13 protein-coding genes are annotated in these 19096 nt (G+C 58.0%); 6 read left to right on the forward strand and 7 right to left on the reverse strand.

The annotated features are described in order from the left end of the window. Positions 1 to 617: fibronectin type III domain-containing protein (locus WCO56_22480; GenBank protein MEI7732356.1), on the reverse strand; the 617-nt coding region annotated here is incomplete at its 3' end. 1150 nt (positions 618 to 1767) lie between these two features. On the opposite strand from WCO56_22480, the gene WCO56_22485 reads away from it, so the two are divergent. The 5 genes from WCO56_22485 (at position 1768) to WCO56_22505 (ending at position 8418) form a co-directional block, all read left to right on the forward strand. After that, the gene (locus tag WCO56_22485) at positions 1768 to 2634 is read left to right on the forward strand and encodes a hypothetical protein (protein ID MEI7732357.1); all 867 of its coding nucleotides are present in this window, start codon (positions 1768 to 1770) and stop codon (positions 2632 to 2634) included. Between the two features lie 257 nt (positions 2635 to 2891). After that, entirely contained in the window at positions 2892 to 3887 is a 996-nt protein-coding gene (locus WCO56_22490) for an SPFH domain-containing protein (protein ID MEI7732358.1), read from the forward strand. Between the two features lie 48 nt (positions 3888 to 3935). Continuing rightward, the gene (locus WCO56_22495) at positions 3936 to 4115 is read left to right on the forward strand and encodes an Arc family DNA-binding protein (GenBank protein ID MEI7732359.1); all 180 of its coding nucleotides are present in this window, start codon (positions 3936 to 3938) and stop codon (positions 4113 to 4115) included. Positions 4116 to 4266: 151 nt separating this feature from the next. After that, positions 4267 to 5067 carry an acyl-ACP--UDP-N-acetylglucosamine O-acyltransferase gene (gene lpxA / locus WCO56_22500; GenBank protein ID MEI7732360.1) on the forward strand — a complete coding sequence of 267 codons (801 nt, stop codon included), beginning with the start codon at positions 4267 to 4269 and terminating at the stop codon, positions 5065 to 5067. Positions 5068 to 5142: 75 nt separating this feature from the next. Next, entirely contained in the window at positions 5143 to 8418 is a 3276-nt protein-coding gene (locus tag WCO56_22505) for a HEAT repeat domain-containing protein (protein MEI7732361.1), read from the forward strand. 23 nt (positions 8419 to 8441) lie between these two features. On the opposite strand, the gene WCO56_22510 is transcribed toward WCO56_22505, so the two are convergent. The 5 genes from WCO56_22510 to WCO56_22530 all read right to left on the reverse strand — a co-directional run bounded on the left by WCO56_22510 (position 8442) and on the right by WCO56_22530 (position 16822). After that, positions 8442 to 10592, reverse strand: a complete 2151-nt coding sequence (locus WCO56_22510; protein MEI7732362.1) for an ABC transporter permease subunit/CPBP intramembrane protease — start codon at positions 10590 to 10592, stop codon at positions 8442 to 8444. Between the two features lie 12 nt (positions 10593 to 10604). Continuing rightward, entirely contained in the window at positions 10605 to 11363 is a 759-nt protein-coding gene (locus WCO56_22515) for an ABC transporter ATP-binding protein (protein MEI7732363.1), read from the reverse strand. A 201-nt stretch (positions 11364 to 11564) separates the two neighbouring features. Next, positions 11565 to 13694 (reverse strand): beta-galactosidase, encoded by a 2130-nt coding sequence (locus tag WCO56_22520; protein ID MEI7732364.1) that lies wholly within the window; start codon positions 13692 to 13694, stop codon positions 11565 to 11567. A gap of 160 nt (positions 13695 to 13854) precedes the next feature. After that, positions 13855 to 16089, reverse strand: a complete 2235-nt coding sequence (locus tag WCO56_22525) for an RICIN domain-containing protein (protein ID MEI7732365.1) — start codon at positions 16087 to 16089, stop codon at positions 13855 to 13857. A 103-nt stretch (positions 16090 to 16192) separates the two neighbouring features. Continuing rightward, entirely contained in the window at positions 16193 to 16822 is a 630-nt protein-coding gene (locus WCO56_22530) for an SUMF1/EgtB/PvdO family nonheme iron enzyme (GenBank protein ID MEI7732366.1), read from the reverse strand. Between the two features lie 146 nt (positions 16823 to 16968). On the opposite strand from WCO56_22530, the gene WCO56_22535 reads away from it, so the two are divergent. Beyond that, complete coding sequence (locus WCO56_22535) at positions 16969 to 17685, forward strand: hypothetical protein (protein MEI7732367.1); 717 nt, start codon at positions 16969 to 16971, stop codon at positions 17683 to 17685. 408 nt (positions 17686 to 18093) lie between these two features. On the opposite strand, the gene WCO56_22540 is transcribed toward WCO56_22535, so the two are convergent. Beyond that, positions 18094 to 18723 carry a hypothetical protein gene (locus tag WCO56_22540; protein MEI7732368.1) on the reverse strand — a complete coding sequence of 210 codons (630 nt, stop codon included), beginning with the start codon at positions 18721 to 18723 and terminating at the stop codon, positions 18094 to 18096. Between the last annotated feature and the right edge of the window lie 373 nt (positions 18724 to 19096).

Raw genomic sequence — 19096 nt, forward strand, 5'->3', positions numbered from 1 at the left:
GGCACCATCTTGGGCACAATTTGGCTCCAATCGCCCAGGCCGTTCGTGTTGAGCGCGGCCACGCGGAACCAGTACTTCACCCCGCTTTGCAGGCCGGTCACTTTGAGCTTGGTCTTCGTCACCGAACCGGCAAACACCCAGTTCCATTGATCGTCGCCGATGGCCAACTGCACTTGGTAGCTCACTGCGCCCCGCACCCGGCCCCATTTGATGGTGAGTTCGCCCGCATTGTTGATCGCCAGCACCCGAACCCCGCGCGGCGCAGGCAACAAACCGACCGGCGCGGCCTCTTTGCGCAGCGGCACGCCCGCACTGGCGATGACCTCCGGACGCCCGCCGCTACGGCTCTGCACAAATTCCGCCGTGCGCGTCAGCACCGTGCGCAGGTTGCCGAAGGAACCCCTTTTCTCCGTCAACCGCTGCTTCAGGAGGTTCTCCGTGGCGTCATATTCCTGCGCTTTGGCCTGGGAATCCTCCAGCGCGGCCGACAACTCCGCCACAATTTCCTCTGCATCCGGGAAATGTTCGCTTTTGCCGAGCATTTCCACGATGAGTCTAGCCAACGTGAGCACATTGTTCTCCGTCATTCCTTTTAAACCAAGCTTAACTTTCGCCATACGCATTACCTTTCGTTCATGATTAACCATCAAACCTCTATTGCCCGCCGCATCGGGCCAATTGCTACCTGCATCCCGCAAAATGCCACGCACAAAGCCGCTTATGCTAGGTAGTTTTTGTTATTTCCTACGGCGGATTTCTATTTTCCACCGGCGGTATTGTTATTTCCGCAAGCGTTTTTTCTATTTCCGTACGCGGTTATTATAATTACGCGCACGGTTCTATAACTTCCGCCAGTGGTTTTTATAGTTCCTTATGCGGTTACTATAATTCCGCTGACGGTATAAATAGTTCCGCGTGTGGAAACTATAATTCCACCGGAGTAAACTTCAGTGCTTGTACACATAAAACGCTGTGCGTGTCAACTATTTGGATTTGCCGACCGCAGTTTTTTGGTTGCTGGCCGCATATCGCGAGGGATTGACTGCGCAGCGAAATTGGCGTACCGCATCCAACTACCTGCGCCGTGCAAAATTGTGGATGTGAGCCTCATTTTCCCTGATGCCGCCTGCATGACCTTATCTGCCACGCGCAGAAATCAAAATACATGTCCGTCCCAGGCGGCATCGTGGTGAAATAATCGCCGTGCGCGCCGCAATGCGGCGGGTGTAACGGGAAAGACCCGCGATTAAAGGCGGAAGAACAAAATAGCCGTAGGGAAATCATGCCGCGAAACGTGCCGCAGGTTTCTAACCTGCCGTATCGCCGACTTCCTAGTCGGCAGACGCTGGGAAATCGTCAACCGTGGGGAGGGTATGAAGGTCTGCGGATTGGAAATCCGCGACACAGCAGACTTGGAAGTCTGCGGTACGAGGGCGCCTGCCCGCCGGTAAACGTCGTTGCGACAAAACATCCGGGAGGGATGCCAGAAATGGGCAGCGGAAACGTGCTTGTCAGCCACGGCGGATGGGAGTTAAATCACCACCATGTTCAATGAGTTCCAGATACCGCGAAAACCGCTAGGTGCGCAAGGCACACGGGATTTTGTGCGCAGCGAGGGGTGGGGGGCGAGGCGAGGAGCGATGAGTGGTTTGACCATGATTGATGGGTTGGTGGCTGGGTCGCTGCATTTGGTGTCTGATGATGGCACTGTTCGACGGATGGTAAATGGTCATTGACTTTCGAGGGACAGGAAATAGGGTATTGCCCATGAACACATGCCAAAAGCAATGCCCGGTCACCGCCCTGCGCCCAGTGGGGAGAAAATCCATTTCATCGCAATGGGCACTTCCCGAAGTTCCGCTTCAAGCGGGCTGCCGTCCGCAGCGCGGTAAAGTCTTGATGGCGCTGGTTCCTGGTTTTCTCTTCATGGCGGTTGCCTTGTCCGCCGCCTTGCCCCCGATTCCCGCCGGACCGATCGCCAACAAGAAGGAACTGCTCTTCTCGGATGACTTCCAAGGTGCCGTGCCGGCCAAGGTGTGGCATAAGGTGGTCGCAACCTTCGCTGTGGAAAATGGCGCGCTGAAAGGCACGCAGACGCGCGATAAGGACGTCCCCGCCGCCAACGGCAAGCCCGCCATCAAGGCCCACGCCGCCGTGCATGGCTTGGAAATCCCCACCAAGGATAGCGTCGTCGAGGCCCGGATTCGCTTTGATGGCGCCACGATGATTGACGTGGAGTTCGACGACCGCCAGTACACCAACTCGCACTACGGCCATCTCTGCCGCGCCCAGGTCCGACTCAACGGCGTTACCATCATTGATGAGCGCGATGGCGGCATGCGTAACGACATCCGCGACTTGCGCAACGACCCGACCAAGAAAGCCGAAGTGGCCAAGCTGCTCGCGGGCCGACAGGTGACCTATCCCGCCAAACTCGAGGCCGGCAAGTGGTACACGCTCGTTGTCGAAACCGTTGGGGACACCATGCGCGTCACACTCGATGGCAAGCCCGCTGCGTTTCTGAAGTCCTCCGGCATCGCTCACGCGACCAAGTCCAAGATTGAATTAGGCGTCGCCGGCAAAGACGGCTGGTTCGATGATATTAAGGTTTGGAACGCCGAACCGGCCAAGTGACGCTTCAAAAGATGTGAAGTGTGGCGGCGGAAATCCCGCCCGCCAGTCCCCGATCCTCCGCAACTCGGCGAATACCGCTGAGGCGGGTCGCCATATTTGAGGCTGCCCGCCATCGTTTTAGCCTTTCGGCTACCACTGTGTTTTCACGCATTTCAACCAAGGCGTCGGCGTGCCAAATAAAAAAATCATTCTCCCACTTGACGGCCTGTGAAGATTGCATTATGATATCACTGCGATAACAAAAATCGAAGATCACTATGAATATACAAAATACAAATCGTGAGAAAGTTGTGCGGCTAACGAGCGGTTGGTCCATGCTGCCCAAGGTCATCTTGATGTACCTCGGGTTCATCGGGCTTTTCATCGCTTCGCTGGTTATTGGAGACCGGAACTACGGGCATCCGGTCTGGTGGATGTTTATTACGGCCTTGCTACTGTTTCCAACCGGCCTGATCTGTACGTTTGGGTTCTTTTCGTTGCAGCCCAATGAGGCGCGGGTGTTGATCCTGTTTGGCGAGTATCGTGGGACGGTGCGGGAGAGTGGTTTTTACTGGGCCAATCCATTTTATTCCAACAGCCCCAAGTCTATGTGGACGGTGTCCAAGACCGGCATCAAAATGGATCCCAGCAGCATGTCCACAACCACCACCGGTGGGCTCAGCCGCTGCAAGATTTCGCTGCGCGCGCGCAATTTGAACGGGGACAAGCTCAAGGTGAACGACAAGCGGGGCAACCCGATTGAAATCGCCGCCGTGGTGGTGTGGCGGGTGCAGGACACCGCGCAGGCGTTTTTTGACGTGGACGATTATGAGAGTTACGTCCGCATTCAAAGCGAATCCGCGTTGCGTCATCTGGCGAGCCTGTACGCGTACGATCACGGTGAAGAGAATGAAATCACGCTGCGCAGTGGCGTGGAGGAAGTGTCGAAGGCGCTCTGCCTGGAACTGCACGAACGCTTGCAAAAGGCCGGCGTCGTGGTGGAGGAGGCGCGCTTGACGCATCTGGCGTACGCGCCGGAGATCGCCCAGGCGATGTTGCGGCGGCAACAGGCCGAGGCGGTGATTGCCGCGCGGCAGAAGATTGTGCATGGTGCGGTGAGCATGGTGTCCATGGCCCTCAAGGAATTGGCGGAGAAACAAGTGGTGCAACTGGATGACGATCGGAAAGCGGCGATGGTGAGCAACCTGATGGTTGTCCTGTGCGGGGAATCCGAGGTGCATCCGGTCATTAATGCCGGTTCGATTTATTCCTGACGCTGGCCTTTACCCCGAAACGCGATGGCGGAGCGGAAGTCATTTTTAATGCGGATTGATCCGGCGCTCTGGGCCGATTTGGAGGCCTGGGCGGCGGATGAATTGCGCAGCGTCAACGGCCAGATCGAATATGTGCTCCGGCAGGCGGTGCAGAAACGCAAGGGGCGGGTGACCCCGCCCCTTCAGAGCGAACCGCCGCGCATGGAACCACCCGCCAAGCAGCCTTGAGGCGGCTTATCCTCTGAGCCCCATCATTTTTTCGGCGGCGTCGGCCCGGTGACGCGTGCGATGGCCTGGGCGGGTGATCCGGAATAATAAGGATTTGTCGTCCTTGTATTTTTTCTTCGACGCTGGGGCGGTTCTTTAGCATGATGCGGCCATGATTCATGCAACGGCAGTGGTTCATGCGAAAGCGCAGTTACACCCGACGGTGGACGTCGGGCCATTCGCGGTGATTGATGAAGGCGTGGTGCTGGGGCCCGAGTGCATCGTCGGGCCGCATGTTCACCTGACTGGTCAAACGACCATTGGCGCGCGCAACCGGTTCCATACCGGTTGTGTCATTGGCGACGCGCCCCAGGATTTAAAGTATCATGGCGAGCCCACCCGCCTGCGCATTGGGGACGGCAACGTCTTTCGTGAAAATGTCACCGTGCATCGCTCCAATAAACTCACCGAGGATACCGTGGTGGGGTCCAATAACTTCCTGATGGCGGGCAGCCATGTGGGGCATAACGCCATTCTGGGAAACCACGTCATTCTGGCAAACGGGGTGCTGCTGGCGGGGCACGTCACAGTGGCCGACCGGGTGTTCATCTCCGGTAATTGCCTGGTACATCAATTTGTGCGGATTGGCACGCTGGCCTTGATGCAGGGCGGCAGCGCCATCAGCAAGGATTTGCCGCCTTTCACCATCGCACACAAGGTGAACGAGATATGTGGTTTGAATGTGGTGGGGATGCGTCGTGCCGGGTACAGTAGCGAGCAGCGATTGGAGGTAAAGAAGCTGTATCACGCCTTATTCCGGTCCGGACGGAACTTCCGCGAGGCAGTGGCCGATGCCCAGACGTTATTCATGAACGACGCGGCGCGGGTGATGTTGGATTTTGTAAGCAACGCGAAGCGCGGGGTGGTCATGGACGCGGGGTTTCATCCCGGTGCGGAGACCGAGGGAGAGTAGGAATGGTTGGGAGGACAAATCTATGGCGTTGTTAGAACCTCGGATCGCGTGTACGTTTTGGTTGTGTACTGTCGTTTGACATGGGTTTTCCGGGGCGCGCTGACTGCCTTATTGGCGGCAACGTTGAGCCATGCCGCCATCCCGTTGGTGAACGTGGATGCGCTGGGGGTGCGGCTTGCCAAGGGGTTTCGTATCAATGTTTATGCGGATGAACCGATGGTGCCGGACATCCACAGCCTGACAGTTGATCCCATGGGGCGGGTGGTGGTAAGCGGTCCCGGCTATATCAAGGTTTTGAACGATCCCCGCACCAATGGCGCTGCTGCCTCAGCCACCTTGGTTGCCTCTCCCAGCCATGCCGCCGAGGGTATGTGCTTCGATGGCGGCATTCTGTATGCCGTCGCGGATGGCGCGTTGCTCCGCTACTTCGCCGGGAATGCTGGTGATCCGCCGGACTTGGTGATTCCCCTGCGGGACGGCGAGTTTGGCGGGCACCAAGTGAGGCAGGGGCCGGATGGCAGTTTGTACGTTATGGCGGGACCGGCCACGGGCATTAATCGCCGTCATGCCAATACTTTGAATTCCCCGATTCATGAAGCGGAAGGTGGCGTGCTGTTGCGCCTGGCGCAGGGCGGGGGGGATTGCGAGATCATCGCGCAAGGTTTTCGTAATCCGCACGCGTTTGATTTCAACTGGTTGGGGGACATGTTTACGTGGGATGGCGACGCGGAGGCGGATGCCCGGCTACCATGGTATGAACCCTCGCGGCTGTATCAGGTGGGGTACGCCCAACACCATGGCTGGCGGATGGCGGGAGAGCAGCGCAGTTGGCGGCGGCCGGAGTATTATCCAGATACGGTGGTGTCCCTGAACGCTGTTGGTTCGGCGGTCCCCACCGGGGTCATCAACTATCGCCACTACCGATTTCCCACCTATTTTCATAATGGTCTGTTCCTGCTGGATTGGGCGCATGGACGGGTTTATTTTGGCGCACTTCAACCTCAGGGTTCCGGCTACACCGTCAAGTTGGAACTGTTCATGGAAACCATCGGCACGCATGCGTTTGCGCCCAGCGATATCGTGGTGGCACCGGATGGCGCATTACTCATTGCTTCGGGAGGACGCAAGACGCATGGCGCGATTTTTCGCATTCAGTATTACGGCAATGATGCCCAGGATCGCGAAGTTGAACATCTGATTTATACGGATGATCTCGGGTTGCGTGTGTTGATGGCCCCGCAACCGCAAACGGCCTGGAGTCGGGCCGCGTGGGTGCCGCTGGCCCGGCAATTGGGCGCGGATAGTTTCGGGCGGGTGCTGGTCAACGAGCAGGCGATGACCGCCGTGCGTGTGCGCGCGGTGGAGGTGTTGACCGAGGTGTTTGGTGGCATATCGGAGCGGGAAGCGCGGGCGGCCAGCCGCGCACTGGTGCCGGAAGTACGCGCGCGGGTCGCGTGGTCGCTGGGCCGCCAAGCGGGCCGCAGTGCGCCGGCACTCCTGCTGGCGCTGGCGCAGGATCACGAGCCCGCCGTGCGCCGTTGCGCCTTGGAATCGCTGGGTGACCGTTTTCTGGACTTTGATCCGTTCGCCCTGCTGCCTGCCATTGAGGCCAACCTGGCGCATCCCGACAAGCGTCTGCGTCTGGCGGCCGCCCACCTTGCTGCGCTGCTGCCGCCCGCCAGTTGGAATGATTTGGCCGCCGATTTGAAAAGCGCCAATTACGATGCGCGCCTGATGGGTGGGCTGGTGGAACTCTGGCGCACGCCCATGGCCACCGTACACACCAATGCCATTCAGACCGCGTTGGACATGTGGAAGACCTCTTCGGCGGAAGAGGTGCGGCTCGCGGCGGTGCGACTGATCAAGCTGGCGTTAGGCGATGCCAAACTGGAATCCCCTTCCGGTGAAGCATTTGCTGATTACGAGCCGGCGCTCTCGTTGCGGGGGCGCGAGGCCCTGGTGGCGCGCATTCGTCAGACGTTGCGCGAAGCATTTCCTTCCCGGGCCCATGATCTTGATCTGGAAATCTCCCGCTTGCTCGCGATGCTGGAAGAGGATGATCCGAAAACGATGGAGCGGGTGACCGCCATGCTGACGGTTGGCAGTTCGCCAGGTGACGATCTGCATTACCTGACGGTGTTGGCGCGCCTGCGCGGACCGCGTCCGGCGGAAATCACGTTGCGCACCGCCGCCGGGCTCACCGGACTGGGGCGCAAGATTACCGGCAGCCCCCGTCCGCCCGGCAATCAGTGGGAACAGCGCTTGACCGAAGTGGCCAGGCAATTGGGGCAACGCGATCCGTTATTGGGTGTGACGTTGCTGGCCCAGTCGGACTTTCCCACCGATGAGAACCTGCCGCTGCTGGTCTGTTTGACCGATCCGCAACAACAACGGGCGGCCGCTCTGTTTGCGGCGGCTTGGAAGCGCGGGGTTCGTTTTTCCTGGTCCGAACCCCTGGTGGAACTACTGGCTCTACTGCCTGCTTCGCAGGTGTTTCCCGCCTTCCGCCAACAAGCGGGTAACCCGCTGGTGCGCGAGGCCATTATTCTGCAACTCGCCGCACGGCCGGAGCTGGAAGATCGGGAGCGCTTTCTAGCGGGATTGGAATCCAGCCAATGGCAGGTCGTGGAATCCAGCGTGAATGCGTTGCTGAAATTGCCGATGGACGACAATTTCCAAAACTTGACGCCGGTGCTGCGGCTGTTGCAGCGGCTCTGCTACGAACCGCCGCGGGTGGCCTTGCGTGAGCGGGTGCAAAAACTGCTGCAATATCAAAGCGCCCAAACCATTCAAATCCGCGAGACCGGACCCGATGGCACCCGATTAAGAGCCACGTATCAACCCTGGCTGGACTGGTTTTCACGGACTTATCCCACGCTGTGGGACCGTGCCCGCAACAGCGAGGTAGAACAATGGGATCAATGGCTGGCCGTGTTCAAACGCACGGAATGGTTGAAGGGGAACGTCCTGGCTGGCGAAAAGGTGTTCACCCAACGCGGTTGCGCGGTCTGCCATTTGGGGAGCGGTTTTGTTGGCCCAAGCCTGATGGATGTGACCAACCGTTATTCGCGCGAGGATTTTTTCCGCAAAATCATATTCCCCAGCCGCGAGTTGAATGAGCAATACCGCATGCATGAGGTGCAAACCCGGCGGCATGGAAATTTCGAGGGCTTGGTGGTGTACGAATCCGCCGAATTGCTGCTCCTGCAAATCAACGCCACCTCGGCGGTCCGTTTGGATAAGACCGATATTGTTTCCAACGTTGTCAGCACCCGGTCTTTCATGCCACCCAACCTGTTGAAAGGACTCCCGCCGTGGGAGCTGGCCAACCTGTATTCGTTCTTCCAATAAGCGCCCTGTTCACTGATGACTGTTCACTGATGACTGTTCACTGATGACTGTTCACTGATGACTGGCCTTTTCTCCGACTTCGGCAACAGCCAAAGGCCCGCCAACACCAGCGCGAAACCAATCAAGGTGATGGTCCACGGCACGGGCGCGGAATCCTGGAAACCCATTTTCTCGGCCAGCGCTGGATGTCGGGCCAAGGTGACCGCCAACCCGTTGTTGAGCAGGTGGAGCAACATGCAGCAGAAAATCGAGCCGGTGCGAATCAGCACAAATCCCAGCAACAACCCCAACAGGAACGTGGGCAGCAGCCGGTAGATGGAGGCGTGCGCGAGCGCGAAGAGCAGTGAGGAAATCAGCAACGCCGGCCAGGTGCCGAACCGCCGCAATCCAGCGAAGACCAGACCGCGAAAGAATAATTCTTCGCAGATCGCCGGAGTTGCGGCCACCACCAGCCAGGCTGCCCACAGCGGCGAATTGGCGTCCTCCAAGAGCACCACCTTTTTCAACGCTTCCACCAATGAGTCTGGCGGGGGCAGCAGCCGGAAGGCGAGTCCCGCGATGATCGCCCATGCGGAGAGGCCAATCAAACCCGCGCCGGCCAGGCCCCGCAGGCTGGGTTTGCCCAAGGAAAATGTCGTTCGTTCTGGATACCGCATCCACCATGCCAGCAAGGCCACGGGCAATAAGTAGAAGCCGTATTCCGTCACCAGCACGGTCGTGACAATACCGGCCTTTTCCAGGAGCAGGCTACCATAAAACACGAGCACCAGGGTCGCCGCAAATAGCGTCAGACTCACGGAGGGGCCGGGCAACGCAGCACCGTCGCGGTTCCGGCGGAACAAGGAAGCCAGGGAACCGCGCCCGCCCAGCAGGATTTGTTCCTGTCCGAATACGCGGGCTGCCAACAAGATGGCCAGCGTGGCGTAGGTGAGTGAGGAGGCCAATGCCAGGAACATCACCTCGGGCTTGGCTTCCGCGAGGAATATGGCTTTGATCAGCAGGCTCAGGTTTACCAGTGGCACAAACGCGGTCCAGGCGTTGAGTTCCACGCCGGGCAGCAGCGTGGCCATCATGGGCATCAGCAGCAGGGAGAGCGTGGCACCGAGAAAATTCCCCGCGTCCTTCACGTCCCGCGCCAGCGTGGCTACGGCGAGAAAAAGGGCGCTAATCATAAAGGTCGCTGGCAACAGCATGATGAACGCCAGCAGGCAGGTCAGAGGGGACATGCCCGTCAAGTCTATCTGGCTCGAAACTCGCGACATGGTGGCTACCAAACTGACCAGGTTGGCCAGGGCGGCCAGCAGGCTGACCGTCCAGATGGCCAGGAATTTCCCGCCCACAATCTCCAAGCTGTGCACCGGCGCGCAGAGCAGGGTTTGCATCGTGGCGCGGTCCTTTTCCCCGGCGGTCAGGTCCAGTGCCGCTGTGAGCGATCCGGAGGCGGAGAGCATGATGAGCACAAACGGCAGCAGCGCCCCCAAGGCGCTGGCGGCCCGGCGCTTGGCGGGCGCGACATTAAACCAGCGGATGTCCACGCCGGTAATGAAGCCCTCCTTCAACCCGTGCGTGCGCTCGCGTTCCACCAGCAGGGCACGCCGGAAATCCCACAAGGCCTGGTTCAGACGGTCCGAGGCTTTTTGCGAAGTTGGCAACACGGAGTCATAATACACCGCCACTTTGCCCAATCCCTCGTCGGCCAGCGCTTCCTTGAAGCCCGGCCAGAGAATCAGTACCGCCTCCACTTTGCGCAAGGTCACGACCTCCCTCGCCGCCTGCAAGACCTCGTTTTCCACCGGGGCTTCCTTGACGGATCGTGCGGATTTGGCAACGCCTTTGACGGGCGCATTTGTTTCGTCGGAGGGGGGTGGCTGTAATTGGCCGGATTCGAGTCCGTTGCGAATGGCTTTTCGCGCCCCGATCCAGTGTTCAAAAATCACATTATTGGTGCCTTTGAGTTGTTTGATCTGCGCGTCGCTGAGAGTCCCCCACACGGCGATCCGGGATGCTTTTTCCTCCTGGCTGGCCGCTTGGACACTCTGGATTTTGCCCAGGCCGGTGATCATCAACGGATACAGCAGCATTGGCAGGAGGATCACCACCGCCAGCGTCAACCGGTCGCGCAACGCGTCCCGCAATTCCTTGCAAAAAATGGTCCAGAGAATGTGCGGGCGCATTATTTCAGGGCGTCAAGGTTTCGCGGGCGATGCGCCTGTCGAGGCGGCGTTGTGCGCGTGCCACAGGAAGGCATCGGTCAGGTTGGTGCAGCCGGAGTGCGCCAGGATTTCATCGAGCCGCCCTTGGTCCGCGATCCGGCCCTCGTGAATCAGGCAGATGCGGTCGCACAAATACTCCGCCTCGCCCATGATATGCGTGGAGAACAGGATTGCCCGTCCGGCCGCCCGCTGCCGACGGATGGCAGCAATGATAAATTGACCGCTGATGACATCCAGCGCGGAGGTGGGTTCGTCCAGAATCAGCACCTCGGGCTCGTGGAGAAAAGCCCGCGCGATGTTGGCACGTTGTTTTTGGCCGGAGGAAAGGGTGCGGCAGGGGCGGTCGGCAAACGCGGACATTTCAAGTTCTTCGCATACCTGAGCAATGCGTCGAGCCAGCCGAACTTCATCCAGCCCGTACAGGCGGCCAAAATATTCCAGCACCTCGCGCGGCGTTAATCGTTGGTAAAGCTGGGTGTCGCCGGAAAGGAAGCCCATGCGCTGTTTGGCCGCCAGCGGGTTGGACTGCAGGTCGCAACCTTGGACCAGCACCTGACCGGACGTGGGAGTGAGAATGCCGGCCAACATGCGCAAGGTGGTGGTTTTGCCCGCGCCGTTGGGTCCCAGCAAGCCCACCACCTCACCGTAGTTCACGCCAAAGCAAACGCCGTCCACCGCCGTGACGGTGTCAAAACGTTTGCTCAAATTGATGGCGCGCAAAGCTTCGGACATACCAGTTGTATCGCGCCTTCTTCATAGCACCAGATTACGCCCGGCGTCGAGACTGAATGCGGGAAAAGGTTTGTAAGGCACGCCAGCCAGTGGGGCAGATTTCCGCCTTTTCGGATCTGGTATTAACAGGAAACTGGCAAAGAATATGTCCACCTTGGTTATAAAGTGGAATAGCCACGGTCAGCTCCGGAGGGGGTGTCTTCACTTAAGATATTCCATGATCGTCGCTGGCTCCACCGCTTCCGGTAATAGGGCGTATAAGGCGGGCTGCCAGGGATCCACCGTCATGGTCCAATGATCGGTGCGTCCGAGGTAACGCCGGCTGGCGAGATCATAGACATGCGCCGGGGCTGCCAGGCGGACCGCCACCTCGGCAGGTTTTTCCAATGCCTCGTTGCCGCCGGTCTGCTTCAAATCTTCGCTCATGTGGTAATCAATATTGCGCTCGAAGGCAACCAGCCGGGCATTGCCCAGGCGGAAACGGTAAATCCGGGTGCGGCTTTCCATTGGCACGCGAATCTCCCGGGGCAGGGGAGCCAGTAGCTCCTCCAGCGCAATTGGCCAGACGAGATCGGGGGTGGGCGAAAGCCGGCTCAACGCATAGCCGGAAATATCGCCGTCCCAATGCCGTGCCTCGCCAGTGCGTGAATTACTGCTGAAGAAACCTTGATCGGAATTGGACATCTTCAAAGCCGGCAGTTTGAGGGCGGGTTGCGCGCGGAGTTTGCCGTGCTGATCAAAGGCACCGGGTGAACCGTCTGCAAAAATAAAACGGTCCAGGCTTTCACCCTGAGAAGCCGAGAATGCGTTGATGGCTTGGGCCTCGCGATCCGAGAGTGCCAGCGAGTCTGGCATGATGAAGGCGCGATAACCGTCGGCCAGCAGCCGGCCCCGCTCAACTTCCGCATACGAAACAAAGCGCGGGCTGAATCCCAAATCCTGGAACAGCTTGAGCCAGGCATTCCGCACCCGGGCCTGGCGATTATGCCGGGCCTCGTAACTGGAAAAACGGCGCAGCCAGGTGGAACCATCCACGGTGGATTCCAGCAGCCAATCCACCTGGATGCTGGCTTGCGAGTAGTGAATGGCGATGGGGTCATATTCGCGTTGCGCCCGCCGGAACAAAGCGGCCAGCGGCGAGGTCATTTCCTTGAGCACGGGCGCGAGCGCCCTGGCCTTGGGGGTGAGCGGCAAATCCGGCAGGTTCCAGGCCAGGCAATCCTCGCTCCACCAAACAATGCAGCCGGTGTCGCCTTGCAGCAGCAGGTGCCACAAGCGGCGACGGGCGGGCTTGGTCTCGTTTTCAAAGACGGTGGTCAGGATGGGTTTTCCCGGCAGAAACGAGGCGAAGATTTCCCTGGCATTCCCGACGTCATACGGCTCCACCCAATCGAGCGCCTGTGACAACCGCCACAAGTCATAACCGCCAAAGGCACTGGGCATTTGGGTGCCCTCGATGCCTACCGGAGTTCGAAGATCGATTGAATGTGCTGCGCCGCGTATCTGATCGAGCGCCCGCGCCAGGGAAATATCCATATAGGTGCGGAAATCGCACCAGGGCGCCAAATTCCAGCGCATGGGTTCGCGCCCTGCGGTGGCGACGTCAAACTTCAGGCGCTGCACCGCCTGCCAATCCGGCTGGCCGCGTGGCAACGCCATACCACTGGCCATGCGGTTCTTGATTTGGTCCGTGGTAAAAGGCTTCACCGCGTCCCAGGAGGAAAACTGGGTATCCCACTCTCGGTTCAAGGACCCCAAATCCGGGTATTGCGTCTTGAGCCATTCCCGGAACCGTTGCAAAGCCATCGGACTAAAATCGTAATCGAACGGGTTGGCGGAAATGGTTACGGATAATTCATCGCGGATGTCATAGAGCACCGGTTGGTTCTGGACATGCTGGCGCACGACCTGCTGCATTTCCCCGCACGCCCATTGTTGCCACGTGGGATCGTCCAGGCAGTAATCGCGAATCATCCCGGCTTCGTCGCGCGGGACTTTCCACGTCGTGACAAATTTATCCCAATCACGAACCTTGGAATTCCATTTGAGGCAAAGCCCGCGGTTGATGATATTCTCGACGTAATAGGGAAACCCATGGTTGGTCCAATTCCGGGCTTGGGCCGCGTCGTGATGCACCATGCCGGTGTTCACGCCGAGTTCGCGCAAGCGCTGCATGAGTAACGGAATGCGGGCCGGGTCTTTGAACGCGGCGTCTGCGGTCCAAAGAATGACGCGATAACCGTTGGTAGGTTCGCGAGCGGAGACGTCCGCGTTCGCGGACATAGCCAGCGCCAGGGTGAAAAGACCGCCAAGCAACGCATGTGCTTTCATGGCCGCCGACCTTAAACCATGCCCGTCAAAAATGAAATGAAATGATTCCAGGTGATGTTTCTTTTCTGCCGCTTTGGCGTTGTTTACCTCCCGCCATGCCAAACCCGCTGGGCCCCGACCACTTGTTCGTCAACCTCCCGGTCGGGGTGGGCAGTTTTTGCTAGAGTTTCGTCCCGCTGACTTTCGTCCACGGCGTAAAGGCACCCATTGCATGCTGCCGGATCTTGCGTTTCCACACCTTGTTCCCGCAAAGGGCGTAGAGCGTATCCTTGTCCTTGCCGCCAATCGCCACGCCGGTCACGCGGCTGCGGTCGGGCACGGGCAGGATGACCTGCGTCGGGCCGTCGTCAGCGCTGATCTGGACGCCGCTGCGCGTGGCGATGAATTGGCGGCCTTCCAGCGAGTAGCACACGCATTCCGCCCCGGCATCGTCGTCCCAGTCGGCCACATAGAGATGGAAGAAGCGTTCCTTGTTGATGAGTGTGCCCTCGGCGTTGATCTGATAGCTGTACACCCACTTGGAATGACCCTCGGCAACGGACAGCAGCCATTGATCGGGCCGATACGCCATGCCCGTGGCGAACTTAATGCCGCTATCCACCTGCGTCTTCTTGCCGTCCTTGATCAACCACATCGTGCCGGGCGAGTTGGGCTTGTCTCCGTTCGCCGTGACGTAAAGGCTGCCATCCGGACGGGCGAGAATGGAGTGTCCTGGGATGCCGTCCAGGACCACGCTGCCTTTGCCCGCGGTGTCGTAGCGCATGAGTTGGCCGGACTTTTCTGAGATGGTGAAAAGCGTGCCGTCCGCGCCGACGGTGACACAGTGGGCTTGGGCGGCGTCTTCGACAAAGACGCTGATTTTGTCATCCAGCCCGATACGGTGGATCTTATTGTTCGAGGTATCGGCAAAGAACACCTCGCCATTGGCGTTGCCAGCCGGGCCGCGGGTGCTTTTGAAACCCTCGGCCACAGGCTGCCAGTCTTCGCCAGGGATCAGGATTTCCTGGGCGCGCGGCGCGCTCGGGCCTGCTTTCACGCGCTCGGGCCAGTTCTTCCACAGGTACGCCATGGCTTCCTGCCAATGCTCGCCATAGCCCGCGACATGGCGCCCATCAATGATGCGGAATTGGTAGTCATAGCCTGAGAACTTCAGCGCCTTGTCCATTTCCTGGTCGAGCAGAAACCAGTCGCCCGCGCAATTTTCCATGTCGTGGGTGGCGGTCGTCAGATATGCGCGAATGGGCCGGGCCTCGAATTTGCGAACCATGGTGGGGAATTCATGCCCGCCGCGGAATGCCACCCAGCTTCCGCTCGCCGCATACACGCGGCTGAAGGCCTCCGGACGATGCCAGGCGGCGGTGAACGCCGCGATGCCGCCGCTGCTTCCGCCGACCATGCAACGGTCGTTGCCATCGGTAGAGAGCTTCAAATTGAACTCCTTGGCCACCTGCGGCAGCAATTCCTCGATGAGGAAGCGCACCTTGTTGTCGCTCACCCCGTCGTACTCAAAGTCGCGATTACGCCGCCCGAGGGTCCCCTTCACTGGCGAAGGCACCTCGCCTGGCCGGACGAATACGCCGATGGTCACAGGCATCTCCCGGGTGGCTATCGCCGTCTCCAGCAGTGTTTTTTCCCGCGGGTTATACCCATCGGTTTTGAGGTACACGCACGCCGGCTTGGAGCCATCATACTGCGCCGGGATGAAGACGGTGACGTCGCGCACGGTACCGGGAAAAATCGCGCTCTGGGTGAAGGTGAACTGCTTCGTCACGCCGGGCAGCACGTCCTCCGGCTTGATCACTGGCGGCTCGTATTTCGTGCCGGCAGCCTCATTCGCCGACGGGGGGACGGCGCTGCCCGCGAGCGGTTTGATCATCCATTGGAGGTGTGGGTCATTGCCGGTGTTCGTCCATAAATCAATCTGTGCCCCGGGGGTCTGCTTGCCGCCGAAATCATCCAGGCCCATGCCGGGGGCATGTTTCGGGGTTAGTGTGTAACTGCCGTTCTCGTGTTTCGTCAGCGTCCACCGTTGCCAGGGCTGGCCACTTTCCTGTTCGAGCACGATGGCGGAGCCGTTCTTCGTTCCGCCCTTTTGCACCGCGATCACCAGCGCTGAACTGGCGGCTGGATGAATCGTCACCCACTGGCCATCCTGGGGGGTAATCACCCACTTCTGGTTGGGGCTCCCGGCCGGTTTGCCGATGGTTACCACCGTCCCTTCGGCAGGCGTTGCTCCGCCAGTTTCCAGCACCATCGCCGGCGCACTGACCGGCACGATGGCATAAGCGCCCCAATCCTCGGCCAGGCAGTGACCGGTCCCCGCGCTGGCCATGAGCGCTGCGATGAAGCCAATGACCCGGTGAAATCCAAAATGTCCAAGTTCATGAATATTCATTATTTGGGCATGTTTACGTTCTTCGCCCGGAAAAGTCCAAGCTTTTCCGGCACTTCAGCCATCTGCGGGTGCATCTGTGCTCCTGTGGGCAGTGAGCTTGGCGCTAGGATAAACCTAGTACAAAACCAGTACGGATTTTGGGTTTTAGGGACACTGGAAAATTTTTTTTTAAAAACTGCAAAACCATGACAAGAATATTTTCTGGCAATACAATTATCTGGGTATGCACTTGATTCCCTTCACCACAATCGGTAGTGTTTTCCCTGCATGTCCGATTACCCGCGAACGGCGGTGGAATTGCGTGACTGGTTTCCAGAGCGTTGTAGGGGGCAGCCCCAACCGTCACCACCAACCGAAACCCGCTGAAGTTGTCCCGCCCGCCGTGCGCATCGAAGTCACGGCCAGACGACAGCAGACGCCTGGAATCTTTGTCGCGCCACGACCCACCCCGCAAAACCCGGGAGCCACGTTGCCCATCAAAAAAGTCTTCGCACCACTGCCAGACATTCCCGCCCATATCAGACAACCCAAATTGATTGGCTTTAAAGCTCCCTACCGGCGAAGTGTATTCATATTCATCCACCTTTAACGATGGATCATAATTCCCCGCCCCCTTCGGCGGCGGCCATTGCGTCCCCCATGGATAGACGCCTTTGAGTTCCGTGCTCTCGTCTTTAGGCGTGCCGTTCCCTTCTTTAACCGCTATTTGAGATTTGCAATCTGGAATCTGCAATTCGCTATCGGTTATCGGTTATCGGTTATTTGTCCCATCCGTCCACTAACTCCCATTCGTCCCATCTCTCTCCAATCGAGTTAGGCTTTCGAGCCGTTTTGGGGCCAGCAAAACGACCGCATAGAACGGATGCTTGACAGCATCTAATGAAGTTAGTTATCTTTACTGATATGGGTCTCGGACAAAAGCAAGGTGGTTGGATCAGCCTGTTGACCAAGGAATGGAAGGATCCTTGGTTTTTGGGTGGACTTTTATTTGTTATTCTTGGGGCAGGCGGGTTTTACGATTGTGTTTGCCCTTCACTTGAACTGGAGTTCATCAAACAAAGCAACTTCGAGACTAAATTTTTTATAACTACGCATGACCTAGAGTTTGCGCTTGACCTCGAGGTAGCGCAGGCGCTCTTCAACGAAGTTGAAACCACCAAAGAAAACTACGACAAATCTCCCGAAACCATGGGGTCTGCATTGATACTGACTACCTTCAGAATTGAAGATCGCCTCAACTCCTTTCCAGGGCTTCGTTCCACCTCCTTCGCTAAGAACATGGAGAGCGTTATTGGGTTGAAACCCAGCGATGGGCAATTGAAGGCGAGGCAATGTCGCCACAAATTAGATGAATTATCCACAGAAATAGCCACAACCATCGCGAACCTCACCCATGAACGTATAGACAGATTGAAGGCACTACAAACCAGTCTGGAGATACTACGCAGAGAGCAATCGGTTGCCATAAACTATCGGCTTTGGCAGATGGGCCTGGGGAGCCTGATAGGCGGAGGAATCCTTCTTTACGGACTGGCCATTCTGAGAACTTCATATCGAAATCGAACCAAGAATTGCAGAACGTATCTGCTAACATAAACGATACAAACATATTCCGGTGAATGGCCGTGGAGAGGTTCCCGAGAGTCTAATCGCAAGAAAACACCCTTCCTTGCAATATCGTTCCGGATGTCGTTTGTCCAGTTCCAAAAAAATGTTTGACCGCGTTTTAACGTATGCTAAAGTGCGCACATATTCTATGAGTATAATGCTTAAAACCGCGTCGGTCAAACCGGCGAAAACGGCAGCCAAAGCCCGCTACATACTGATAGGAATTTGCTTTTTGGCACATTGGATGCGTTCACTTGTCGCGTTGCGGTAAGTTTCGGTCAGCACCACGCCCATAGGACTGGCATTGGAGTGGTACGCTCTCCAATGCACCCGTTGCCCCCGCCGGGTCTTATCGGACCATCGCGGGGTAGCGAGTCAGGCTGCCTCTCAGCGAAATCAATCTGTTTTACGGACAAGCACGATCAAGGTGTACATCACGGCTAATACGACGCCAACCCCAAGCCCGACGATGCCGGCGATGAACAACTCGAACCCCCTGACAGCCCCAACGATCAGACCCAGCACCAAACCGCCGAGCACGAGCACGGCGGGCATTACGCCGGTTGTACGCGCCCAGACACCCTTGGCCGGTTTGGGTGCCGGTGGTTGCCAGTTTGGATGAAGCTCCTTCAACTGTCCGACAAGAACGACCGCCGCGGTAATAAAAACAACCGCCGATCCCGACAAAAACCAGAAAACCCAGTGCGCGGCATGATGTTCCCAAGCTTGCAAGATAGCCAACGCGGCGAATAGCCCGATCGCGCCGAAGCGGTTTTCCAGGCGGTCGATGGCTTCAGGTTCAAGCTGCCAACTCCCTTTCAAGATCCGGGACGAGTCGGCAAGCGTGAAGTGGGTGACAAGCCCATACACCAGTATGGCCCCCATCAGCCCGATCTCCTCCATTTGCGCTTTCGGGACATGCTTATGTGCCAGCTCGTAAGCCAGAGTGGCTAAGCCACCCAAATTGGCTGCAAAATAGAGGCTCGCTAAGCCGCGGACAATGCTGCTGGATTTGGAAGAGGCCATTTTTTGTCTTCAGGTTGCGGTGATGTTCATACAGGCGGAATGATGCTACTTGATAATACGAAGTACGCAATCGCATTGTTGCGTCACTGCCCTTGTTCCACATAAAACTAACTGATAGGAATTTGCTTTTGGACACATTTGATGCCTTCGCTTGTCGCGTTCCGGTAAGGAAGCATTACTTTTGGCTCGCCATCATATTTACACTCAGTTTGTGCTCATGCGCGGGAATCTACGCCGATGTAGATACTGGGCAAGCACGCATTTTCAACGGGTTGAATTCGGTTTTTGCTACGGCAGCAGCAACCGGGTATTCACGGAGAACCCATTCGGATAGACTTTATCCGCCGGATTCGCCAGCGCCTGCCAATGCGCC

It is taken from the genome of Verrucomicrobiota bacterium (assembly GCA_037139415.1).
GTDB lineage: Bacteria > Verrucomicrobiota > Verrucomicrobiia > Limisphaerales > Fontisphaeraceae > JBAXGN01.

What these genes read in the sequence shown, in the direction of transcription:
- WCO56_22540 (MEI7732368.1), bottom strand. Translation starts at nt 18,723, where the DNA reads ATGGCCTCTTCCAAATCCAGCAGCATTGTCCGCGGCTTAGCGAGCCTC.
- WCO56_22515 (MEI7732363.1), bottom strand. Translation starts at nt 11,363, where the DNA reads ATGTCCGAAGCTTTGCGCGCCATCAATTTGAGCAAACGTTTTGACACC.
- WCO56_22525 (MEI7732365.1), bottom strand. Translation starts at nt 16,089, where the DNA reads ATGAATATTCATGAACTTGGACATTTTGGATTTCACCGGGTCATTGGC.
- lpxA (MEI7732360.1), top strand. Translation starts at nt 4,267, where the DNA reads ATGATTCATGCAACGGCAGTGGTTCATGCGAAAGCGCAGTTACACCCG.
- WCO56_22495 (MEI7732359.1), top strand. Translation starts at nt 3,936, where the DNA reads ATGCGGATTGATCCGGCGCTCTGGGCCGATTTGGAGGCCTGGGCGGCG.
- WCO56_22490 (MEI7732358.1), top strand. Translation starts at nt 2,892, where the DNA reads ATGAATATACAAAATACAAATCGTGAGAAAGTTGTGCGGCTAACGAGC.
- WCO56_22520 (MEI7732364.1), bottom strand. Translation starts at nt 13,694, where the DNA reads ATGAAAGCACATGCGTTGCTTGGCGGTCTTTTCACCCTGGCGCTGGCT.
- WCO56_22510 (MEI7732362.1), bottom strand. Translation starts at nt 10,592, where the DNA reads ATGCGCCCGCACATTCTCTGGACCATTTTTTGCAAGGAATTGCGGGAC.
- WCO56_22485 (MEI7732357.1), top strand. Translation starts at nt 1,768, where the DNA reads ATGAACACATGCCAAAAGCAATGCCCGGTCACCGCCCTGCGCCCAGTG.
- WCO56_22535 (MEI7732367.1), top strand. Translation starts at nt 16,969, where the DNA reads ATGAAGTTAGTTATCTTTACTGATATGGGTCTCGGACAAAAGCAAGGT.